This window comes from Duganella violaceipulchra (assembly GCF_019166075.1).
Taxonomy (GTDB): domain Bacteria; phylum Pseudomonadota; class Gammaproteobacteria; order Burkholderiales; family Burkholderiaceae_D; genus Rugamonas; species Rugamonas violaceipulchra.
The window spans coordinates 146452-157204 of the sequence record NZ_JAHTGR010000015.1 but is presented as its reverse complement, the minus strand read 5'-3'; the positions used below and the strand labels follow the sequence as shown (position 1 = coordinate 157204).

6 protein-coding genes, 1 rRNA gene and 1 pseudogene are annotated in these 10753 nt (G+C 63.3%); 4 read left to right on the top strand and 4 right to left on the bottom strand.

The window, feature by feature from the left end:
• Positions 1–5: 5 nt before the first annotated feature.
• From rrf to KVP70_RS25195, 4 genes and pseudogenes are all read left to right on the top strand, one after another.
• Positions 6–118: ribosomal RNA gene (rrf, locus tag KVP70_RS25205) — 5S ribosomal RNA — on the top strand.
• 216 nt (positions 119–334) lie between these two features.
• A pseudogene (locus tag KVP70_RS35685) lies at positions 335–1384 on the top strand (acyltransferase family protein); the annotation flags it as partial.
• Positions 1385–1462: 78 nt separating this feature from the next.
• A complete protein-coding gene (locus KVP70_RS35680) occupies positions 1463–2305 on the top strand; it encodes an SGNH hydrolase domain-containing protein (protein WP_416053881.1) in 843 nt (280 codons plus the stop codon).
• A gap of 166 nt (positions 2306–2471) precedes the next feature.
• Positions 2472–6383, top strand: coding sequence for a sensor histidine kinase (locus tag KVP70_RS25195; RefSeq protein WP_217945175.1), 3912 nt, complete (start codon positions 2472–2474; stop codon positions 6381–6383).
• 10 nt (positions 6384–6393) lie between these two features.
• Here the strand turns inward: KVP70_RS25195 and KVP70_RS25190 are convergent, their stop codons facing one another.
• From KVP70_RS25190 to KVP70_RS25175, 4 genes are all read right to left on the bottom strand, one after another.
• A complete protein-coding gene (locus tag KVP70_RS25190; protein WP_217945174.1) occupies positions 6394–6735 on the bottom strand; it encodes a DUF1840 domain-containing protein in 342 nt (113 codons plus the stop codon).
• 173 nt (positions 6736–6908) lie between these two features.
• Positions 6909–7415, bottom strand: coding sequence for a hypothetical protein (locus KVP70_RS25185; protein WP_217945173.1), 507 nt, complete (start codon positions 7413–7415; stop codon positions 6909–6911).
• Complete coding sequence (locus KVP70_RS25180; protein WP_217945172.1) at positions 7415–9121, bottom strand: M1 family metallopeptidase; 1707 nt, start codon at positions 9119–9121, stop codon at positions 7415–7417. The genes KVP70_RS25185 and KVP70_RS25180 overlap by 1 nt, the downstream gene beginning before the upstream one ends.
• A gap of 99 nt (positions 9122–9220) precedes the next feature.
• The gene (locus KVP70_RS25175) at positions 9221–10732 is read right to left on the bottom strand and encodes a YifB family Mg chelatase-like AAA ATPase (RefSeq protein WP_217945171.1); all 1512 of its coding nucleotides are present in this window, start codon (positions 10730–10732) and stop codon (positions 9221–9223) included.
• Between the last annotated feature and the right edge of the window lie 21 nt (positions 10733–10753).

Here is a 10753-nt window from a genome sequence, read left to right as displayed (position 1 = left end):
CAATGCCTGATGACCATAGCAAGTTGGTCCCACCCCTTCCCATCCCGAACAGGACCGTGAAACAACTTTGCGCCGATGATAGTGCTGCAACCAGTGTGAAAGTAGGTTATCGTCAGGCTAGTTATAAAGAGAAAAGCCCACCAGTGAACTGGTGGGCTTTTTTTCGTTCCGCATTTAATCAAGTGCGAGCCCGACCGGATCAAACTGATTTTACCGGATCAACTTTCGATTGCAGGGGTAATGGTTTAGAATTGCCAAGCCAACATATCAATGTGGCTGGAATATCAACTAATTCACTTTTTCAATATGAGCGGCGCCGCGATCGCGTCTTTTTATGCGTATATCCCCAAGTAATTCCAATCCTGCGGCCCACCAGGCGGCCCTTGCCGATCACCCTGGGTATCGGCGCGATATCGATGGCTTGCGCGCACTGGCGGTGTTATCGGTGCTGGCCTTCCATGCCTTTCCCGAATGGTTACGGGGTGGCTTTGTCGGCGTCGATATTTTCTTCATCATTTCCGGTTTCTTGATATCGTCGATTATCTTGGCCGGCATCGAGCAAGGCAGTTTTAGCTTCGCTACTTTCTATGCCCGCCGCATCAAGCGCATCTTTCCAGCTCTGCTAGTCGTGCTTCTTGCCTGCTATGCCTTCGGCTGGTTTGCGCTGTTTCCCGATGAGTTCAAACAACTGGGCAAGCATATCGTCGCCGGCGCCGGTTTCGTCTCCAATATCGTGCTTTGGAACGAAGTCGGCTACTTCGATACCGCTTCCGAAACCAAGCCCTTATTGCACCTTTGGTCGCTGGGGATAGAAGAGCAGTTCTATATTCTGTGGCCGGTACTGCTGGTACTGGTCGGGCGCCGCATCAGCGTGCTGAAGATTATCTCGGGCCTGCTCTTGCTGTCGTTTTTGCTCAATGTCGGCGGAATTCATAAATTCCCTTCCGCCACGTTCTACTCACCAGCCAGCCGTGCCTGGGAATTGTGGCTGGGCGCCATGCTCGCTAGCATGTCGCTGCAGGGCCGCGACATGCTAGGCAGCTTGCGCCGCCGCGCCGGCCGCGGCACCGACTCAGTCGTGTCCCTGATTGGCTTTGGGATGATTCTGTTGGCGTTGACGCTGCTGACCAAAAAATCGGCTTTCCCTGGCTGGTGGGCGCTGCTTCCCACATGTGGCGCGGTTCTTATTCTTGCCGCCGGACCGCAAGCCTGGTTCAACCGGGTCGTTCTGTCGAGCCGCCTGGCGGTATGGATCGGCCTGATCAGCTACCCGCTCTACCTGTGGCATTGGCCTTTGCTGTCGTATGCGCAAATCATCGAATCCGGTACGCCCGCGCCTGCCATTCGCGCCGCCGCCCTGCTTTTGGCTTTCGTATTGGCATGGCTGACCTATCGGCTGCTTGAAAAACCGCTGCGCTTCGGCTTGAAATGGAACGGCAAGGTGGGTGCCTTGTCAGCCACGATGTTGCTGCTGGCCGCCGCCGGATATTACACGGAATGGCGCGAAGGCTTGCCGCTTCGCGCATCGATCATCGAGAGCGCCGCACATACGAAGGCGCTGATCACGGTCGAAGACAGGGCGAATGCCGCCGCCTGCAAGCAACGCTATGGTTTCGAAACGTTGTGGGAGTACTGTCAACTGGCCAAGATCGACCAGGCGCCCACGGTGATCTTGATCGGCGACAGTCATGCTTACCATCTGCTGGCCGGCCTGAGCAAATATTACGGTGAGCAAGGCGAAAATCTGCTGATGCTTGGAACGAATATACCGTTCGTGGGTTTTGCGACGGGCGACAAATATCAGGAAGCGACCCCGCGCATGCTTGAGATTGCGCTCAAGACCGAGAGCGTGCACACAGTCGTCATTTCCACTATCGCCAAGCTGAACGACGATGCCATGGTTGATGGCTTGCGCTTGACGCTTAAGCGATTCCGCGAAGCGGGCAAGACCGTCATCCTGGCCTTCGACATTCCCAGGATTGATTTCGATCCGCGATCCTGCATCAAGCGGGCTGGTATTCCCAGCTCGCAAACCAGGACTTCGTGCGAAATGCCGCGCGCCACCTACGAAAGCGCTAACACTGTACACTTCGCGAACTTGAAGCAGGTCTTGAGCGAATTCCCAGGATTACAAACCTTCGACCCGGTGCCGTATTTGTGTAGTCAGTCAACTTGTCGCGCTATGCAAGATGGCAAATTGCTGTACCGCGATAATAATCACTTGACCTACGATGGTGACTTGATGATCGGTGCGCATTTTGGCGCCGAACAGCAGGCAAAGCGGGCGCAAGTAACGGCAAAATAGGAACTGGTTGCCGGCCCGTACTTCAGGCGAGCGCACGTTGACGGTATGCGGCGCTCAGCATGAATATATCTTAACGCGCTTTAGCCCTTGCCAACCCCACCTGTGAATTGGTGGGGTTTTTTAACTTTGTGCATTAGAATGGCTTGCATCTAGGAGACGCAGCCCTATGCCAGGTTACGCAACCCGTTCCATCCTTTTATGTGGCTTGCTCTTGCTGGCGCTCGCACCTATTGCGCGCGCCGCGCCGCTCAGCCTGCGGTTCGAACACCTCGGCATCGAACAGGGACTGACCCAGGAATCTGTCACGGCGGTATTGCAGGACCGTCACGGCTACATGTGGCTGGGCACGCAGGCCGGCCTGAACCGCCACGACGGCTACCGCACCACCGCCTTCAAGAACGATCCGGCCAATCCCCATAGCCTGCTCGACAACTACATCCATGCGCTGTACGAAGACAGCAATGGCATCATCTGGATCGGCAGCAAAGGCGGACTGGACCGCTACGATCCCGCCACCCAGTCGTTTGTCCACCAGCTCCGCCGGAGTGGCAACCTGACGGTGTTGAGCATCGTCGGCGACGGCGCGCAGGGACTCTGGCTGTCCACCAGTGAAGGCTTGCAGCACCTCGACATCGCCAGCGGCCAGGTGCGCACGCTGCGCCACGCGGCCGCCGATGCCGACAGCATCGGCGACGATCGCATCGGCCCGCTGGCGCGCGACGCGTTCGGCAACCTGTGGGTGGGCACGGCCAGCGGCCTGGAAATGTTGAAGGCGGGCGGCCACCAGTTCCAGCACTGGTCTGCGCGCGATGGCGTCGCGCCGTCCAGCAATATTCTGTCCTTGTCGATCGGCGCCGACGGCATGCTGTGGGCCGGCACCATGCAGGGCTTGCAGGCATGGCGCCTGGCCAGCGACGGCGCCGAGCGCGTGCCGCTGGCGGCGGCCGATGATCTGCACGAGCAGCGCATCACCGCGCTGCTGCACGACAGCGATGGCGTGCTGTGGGCCGGCAGCTACAGCGACGGCCTGAAGCGGCGCGATCCGGTCACGCGGCATTTCTACACCTACCGGCACAACAGCCAGGACCGCCACGGCGTCGGCGACAACCAGATCAGCGCGCTGTACCAGGACCGCACCGGCACGCTGTGGGTGGGCAACTGGTACACCGGCCTGGACTGGGTGGACCTGACCAGCGGCGGTTTCGAGCGCTACACCGAATACCCGGGCGTGATGCCCAGCATTAGCAACAACAAGGTGCGCGTGATCACCGGCGCCGGACCCAATAAGTACTGGCTGGGCACCGGCAACGGCCTGACCCTGCTCGACACCGCCAAGGGCGAGACCGAGGTCTGGCATCATAACGAGCACGACCCGGCCAGCCTGCCGGGCGAGCAGATCCAGGCGCTGCAGACCGACCGGCGCGGCCGACTATGGGTCGGCAGCATCACCGGCCTGGCCTGGAGGGACGCGGCCGGCGGCCCGTTCACGCGGGTCGCACTGGACGCCGATCCGGCGGCGGCGACGATACAGCGCATCGTGGTCGACCGTGGCGGTGTCATCTGGGTGGCGTCGCGCGCCGGCTTGCACCGCATCGATCCGCACACCGGCGCGGTGAGCACCTGGCGCCACGACGCCGCCGACCCAAACAGCCTGGACGGCCGCATCTATTCGCTGATGGAGGACAGCCATGGCGTGCTGTGGGTGGGCACGGAAAACGGCCTCGACCGCTTCGACCGCGCCAGCGGCACCTTCCGCCACTATCGCCACGAGCCCGGCAAGGCGGACAGTCTCAGCCACAAGCGCGTGCACTACACCTACGAGGATGACAAGGGGCGCCTGTGGATAGGCACGGCGGCCGGCTTGTGCCGCGCCGAGCAGGGGGCCGACGGCGAGCTGCATTTCCGCTTCTTCCCGACCAGCAGCGGCCGCGCGCCGGACCCGGTCGGCGCCATCCTCAGCGATGACCATGGCCGCTTGTGGATCAGCAGCACCTCCGGCGTGGCGATGCTCAATCCCGACACCGGCGCGTTCAAGGAGTACACCTCGCGCGACGGCCTGATCGACGGCTCCTACTTCATCGGCTCCGGCTACAAGGCGGCCGACGGCACGCTGTTCTTTGGCGGCCTGTCCGGCGTGACCGCGTTCCAGCCCTCGCGCATCCACGACAACCCGCATGCGCCGCCGGTGTCGATCACCGATTTCTCCATCTTCAACCAGTCCATCCTGACCGGCCAGACGCGCAGCGATGTGCTGGAGAAGGGACCGATCTACGAAGCGAAGACGCTCAGGCTTGGCTACCGCGACGCGGTCTTCTCGTTCGAGTTCGCCGGCCTGCACTACGCCGATCCGCAGCGCAACCGTTACGCCTACCAGCTGGAGGGCTTCGATCCGCAGTGGGTGACGGCCGACGCCGGCAAGCGCTTCGCCACCTACACCAACCTCGACGCCGGCCGCTACGTGTTCCGTGTCAAGGCCGCCAACAAGGACGGCGTCTGGAGCAGCGAGCCGGTGGCGATGGAAGTGATCATCGCGCCGCCGCTGTGGAAGACCTGGTGGTTCCGGCTGCTGGTGCTGAGCCTGGTGCTGGGCGGCGTCTACCTGCTGTTCCGCATCCGCATCCGCATGCTGGTGAACCAGAAGCACGCGCTGGAGGCGGAGGTGGGCAACCGCACGCGCGAGCTGGTGCAGCAGAAGGATGCGATCGAGCGGCAAAAGCGCGAGGTGGAGCACCAGAAGGAAAGCGTGGAGCTGGCGCACCGCAACATTTCGCTGCTGTCCGATATCGGCCGCCGCATCACCGCCAACCTGGACAGCGAAGCCATCATGACGATGCTGTACCAGCAGGTGCATGCGCTGATGGACGCCAGCGTGTTCGGCATCGGCATCTACCGGCCCAAGGAGGAGGTGATCGAGTATCCGTTCGCGATGGAGAAGGGCAAGCGCTACGCGCCCTACACCCGCAGCATGCGCGAGCCCAACCAACTGGCGGTATGGTGCATCACGCACGCTCAGGAAGTGTTCATCAACGACCTCGAGCACGAGTACCAGCGCTACATCGAGCATCTGGAACTGGTCTCCGGCGCCGACGACATGGGCACGCTGGAGGATGGCTCCTTGCCGACCGAGCCGCGCTCGCTGATCTATGTGCCGATTTCGGTAGCCGGCCAGGTGCGCGGCGTGATCACGGTGCACAGCTACCGCGCCAACGCCTACCAGCGCATCGATCTCGACATGCTGACCACGCTGGCCTCCTACGTGGCAGTGGCGTTCGCCAACGCCGATTCCTACCGCCAGCTACAGGACACGCAGCAGCAATTGGTGGAGCGCGAGAAGCTGGCGGCACTGGGGGCGCTGGTGGCCGGCGTCGCGCACGAGCTGAACACGCCGATCGGCAACAGCCTGGTGATTGCCAGCACGCTGGAAGACAAGACGGCCGAGATCGACCTGCGCCAGACCCAGAACACCTTGCGCCGTTCCGACCTGACCAGCTTCATCGAGGCGGCGCGCGAAGCGTCGCTGCTGCTGATGCGCAGCCTGCGCAATGCGGCGGAGTTGGTGAACAGTTTCAAGCAGGTGGCGGTGGACCAGGCCAGCGCCAAGCGGCGCCACTTCAATCTGCACCAGGCCAGCCAGGAAATCGTGACGACGATGAAGAACCAGATCCGCAAGGCCGGCCATCAGGTGGAGCTGGAAATGCCGGACGATATACAGATGGACAGCTTCCCCGGCCCTTACGGCCAGGTCATCATCAACCTGATCAACAACGCGCTGCTGCATGCGTTCGAGGGCCGCAGCGGCGGCGTCATCAAGCTGTGGGCGGTGCGGCTGGGGCCGGATCACGTGCGCATCGTGTTCCAGGATGACGGCAAGGGCATCCAGCTGGAACACCAGGCGCGCATCTTCGATCCCTTCTTCACCACCAAGCTGGGGCAGGGCGGCAACGGCCTGGGGCTGAGCATCACCTACAACATCGTCACCTCGCTGCTGGACGGCACCATCCGGGTCGACAGCGCGCTCGATGTGGGCACGCGCTTTACGCTGGATCTGCCGCTCAAGGCGACGCTGCTGGGCGACTAGCGGGCGGGGCTCAGACGCCCCAGATGATGCTCTCGTTTTCCTGCTTGGCCGAGCGCAGCATTTCCAGCAGCGGGAAGGCGCGGGCGGCAAAACCGACCCGTTGCATCACCGCGTGTTCCATCGATTCGCCGTCTTCCTGCTCATGGGTGTGGACGTCGTGCTCGACGTCCGTTTCAGGATGCAGTTTGCTCGCGGCCACTTCACCTTCAAGCAAGGACAGGGCATGGGCCGCTTCCTCCGCCGTGATCACGCCGCGCGTAGGATTTTTGTGCAGCAAGTCCAGGATGCGCTGGGCATGTTCCTGGTACATCAGCACTTCTGGACTGGACTTCGATTTGAAGGAAATTAACATAGCGTGCTTTCTTAATCTTGTAATTGGAACGATAGCACGGTGCACCGTTTCTTGCTGTAGCAGTCACCGTATTCCAGACATCAGGCCTGAAGGTCACTATACAAGAGGCAAGCCTGTCTGTATGAGCGCTAGCGCACATCGGATTAAGCATTTTCTAAGCCTGCGGCGATGTTTCAGTTCAGTTTGAAGGAGCTGAGGTAGGTTTCGACCTGGTCCTGCACGATATGCTGGTCGCGGCCCATGACGATGACCTGGTAAATCCGCTTGTCGCGCGCGATGAAGTGGCCGATCAGGCGCAGCGCTTCGCCATTCTGGCTGCCCTTGGCCTCGACATCGAGCGTGGCCTGCCGGGCGTCGGCGGACGACTTGCTGCTGGTGACGGTGGCGCCGATATTGTTGACCAGCGCGGTCTTCATGGCGGCGATCGCGGCCGGGCCCTGGGCCGCATCCGGCAGCTGGGCGCTGCCGACCGCGAAGATGACGCCGTCCACCTCGGCCGCGGTCATTGTCATATCCACCGACAGGGTATCGAGCTGGATGCTGCGGGTCTGGCTGGCCGGCTTGCCGGGGAAGAGCACGGCGTAGGGCGCGTCCGTGCTGCGGTAGTCGCGCCAATCGTATTGCGGGCTGCAGGCCGACAGGGCGGTCGCCAGCAGCAGCGCCAGGGAGATTTTTTTCATCAGGATGTGGCTTTCTTTTTACGTTGTTCTTCCTGGCGCTTCCAGTCGTCGATATGGACTTGCTGGCGCAGCACGCGGGAGTGGGGATCGATGGTGTACAGCGCTTGCGGCGGCAGCGTCAGTTCGCCTTTGCCGTCGGTCATGGGCAGAGTCTCGATGCGGCCGTTGACGCGGACCTCGACCGGCATCGGGAAGGCGCCGCCGTCCTTCAGCTTCCAGCTCAGCTTGAGCTGCTGGCCGCGGCGCTCCTCGACCAGTTCCGGCAGCGCCGCGTGGTACAGGTAGGCGTCGAAGAACCAGCCCAGGTCGCGGCCGCTGGCCTCGTTGGCGATGGCGATGAATTCCCTGGTGCTGCTGTAGCGCGGCGTGAAATTGTCCGGCCTGGGCGACTCGGTGCCGTAGACCATGCGGCGCGTGGCGCGGAAGAAGGCGTCGTCGCCGATCAGCTTGCGCAGCGTGTGCAGGATCAGCGAGCCCTTGGTGTAGATATCGTTGCCGGGGCCGCCCCGTTCATCCTGGTAGACGTCTTCGATGCGCTTGGATTTGCCGCTGACCACGGGCACCTTGTTGAGCAGCGACTTGCGCTGGGTGAACAGCTCGGCCTGGAATTCCCTTTCGCCGCGCAGCTGCTCCAGGTACAGCGGCTGCATATAGCTGCCGAAGCCTTCGTGCAACCACATATCGTCCCAGTCGGCGTTGGTCATCTGGTTGCCGAACCATTCGTGCGACAGCTCGTGGTGCAGCAGCCAGTCGTAGCCGAACGGCGACTTGGCGTAGCCGTTGCCGTAGGCGTTGATGGTCTGGTGCTCCATGCCCAGGTGCGGGGTTTCGACCACGCCCATTTTTTCGTCGCCAAACGGATAGGGGCCGATGCGGGCCTCGAAGAAATCGAGCATCGGAGCGAATTCGGCGAACAAACCCTGGGCCTGCTTGTCGTGGCCCTTCAGGTACCACATGCGCAGCGGGATCTTGTTGCCGTAGCGACTGTCGTATTCGCCGGACAGCACATCGTAGGGGCCGATGTTGAGGGCGACGCCGTAGGTGCTGGGGTTCTTCGCGCGCCAGTGGTAGGTGCGCCAGCCGTCCTTCTCGTCCATGCCGAGCGCGACGCCGTTACCGGCCACCACCAGCGGCGACGGCACGCTGATATGCAGGTCGATCAATTTCGGCTTGCCCTGAGGATGGTCGATGCAGGGCCAGAACAGGTCGCAGCCTTCGCCTTCGACGGTGGTGGCAATCCACGGCTGGCCGTCCTCGGTCTTGCTCCACATGAAGGCGCCGTCCCACGGCGCGTGCGCGGCCACATGCGGCACGCCGTGGTAGCGGATGCGCACGGTGGTGCGGGCGCCGGCCGCCAGCGGCGTCGGCAGGGTCAGGTAGAGGCGGCCGTCCGGGTTGCTGATCGCCGCCGGCGCCAGCTGCACGCCGTCCACGCTGGCGTAGTCGATGGGCAGGTTGCGGTCCAGCTCGACGGCGATGCGGGTCAGCGGCGCGCTGGCCAGGAAGGTCAGCGCGGCGTCGCCGTTGATGCTGCGGGTGGCGGGATCGACGCGCAGCGCCAGGTCGGCCTTTTCGAACGTCACAGCCAGCTGTTCCGGCGCGCGCGGGCTGCCGGAGTTGACGGTGAAGTCGGTCAGCGGCAGCTGGCTGGTGGCGCAGCCGGCCAACAGCGCGCTGGCGGCAAGGTAGAGGGGCAGGCGTGTCATCGAATTCCCGGCAGGTTGTGGGACATCGAGCAATATAGCAGCAAGCCTGGCGAAGAGGTGACGCTTAGCGCAGGGATCGGCAGAATTTAGCATGGGCGCTCAGCGGTCGCGCAGCGCCCGCCTATACTGGACCGCTTCGCCGACATGCGGTTCAAGGATGCGCTCGCTGCCGGCCAGGTCGGCGATGGTGCGGGCCACGCGCAGGATGCGATGGTAGGCGCGGCCGGACCAGTGGAAACATTCCATGCTGAGTTTCAGGCTGGCCTTGCCGGGGCGGTCGAGTTTGCAGTACAGGTCGATCTCGCGCGTGCTCAGGTATTGGTTGCGCTTGCCTTGGCGTTGCAGCTGGCGGTCGGTGGCCGCCTGCACGCGGGTGGCGATGAGGCGCGACGGTTCGCCATTGGCGTCGGCCGCCAGGATGTCGGGATCGACCGCGCCCACTTCAAGCTGGATGTCGATGCGGTCCAGCAGCGGTCCGGAAATCCGGCCCCGGTAGCGCTGGATGATGTCCGGCGAACAACGGCAGATGCCGCTGATGTGGCCGTCGTAGCCGCAAGGGCAGGGGTTCATCGCGGCGATCAGCTGGAAATGCGCGGGGAAGTCGGCCTGCCGGGCGGCCCGTGAAATGGTGATGCGGCCCGACTCCAGCGGCTCGCGCAGCACATCCAGTACGCTGCGCGCGAACTCGGGCAATTCATCGAGGAACAGCACGCCCCGGTGCGCCAGCGATATCTCGCCCGGCCTCGGCACGCTGCCGCCGCCGACCAGCGCCACGCCGGACGAGGTATGGTGTGGCGAGCGGAACGGTCGGCGCTTCCATTGCTCGATGCGGAAGGCGCCCGTCAGCGATTGCACGGCGGCCGCCTCCAATGCTTCCTCGTCCGTCATTGCCGGCAGCAGGCCGGGGAAGCGCGCCGCCAGCATGGTCTTGCCGGCGCCCGGCGGGCCGACCAGCAACACCGAATGATTGCCCGCCGCCGCCACCTCCAGCGCCCGCTTGGCGAATAGCTGTCCCTTGACGTCGGCAAAGTCGGGGTACGCCAGCTGTTCCACCAGCGGCGCCGAGTCGTGGCGCGACAGCATGGACTCGACCGACCTGGCCGCGAAATGGCTGCACACTTGCAGCAACGATTGCGCCGGGTAGATGGCGGCGTTGCCGACCAGCGCCGCCTCGTCGGCATTGGCCAGCGGCAGGATGAAGGCCAGCGTGCCGCCGTCGCGCCGCGTGGCCAGCGACATGGCCAGCGCGCCGCGGATCGGCCGCAACTCGCCGGACAGCGACAGCTCGCCGGCGAACTCGTATTGATGCAGGCGGGTGGAGGGGATTTGTTTGGACGCGGCCAGGATGCCCAGCGCGATCGGCAAATCGAAGCGACCGGACTCCTTGGGCAGATCGGCCGGCGCCAGGTTGACGGTGATGCGTTGCGCGGGGAATTCGAAGCCGCCGTTCTGGATGGCGGCGCGGACGCGGTCCTTGGCTTCCTTGACCTCGGTGTCGGCGAGGCCGACGATGGTGAAGGCCGGCAAGCCATTGGCCAGATGCACTTCGACGCTGACCTCCTGCGCCTCCATGCCCGCCAGGGCGCGGCTTTTGAGTACGGCTAGGCTCATGGGTTAGCGGACGACCAGTGG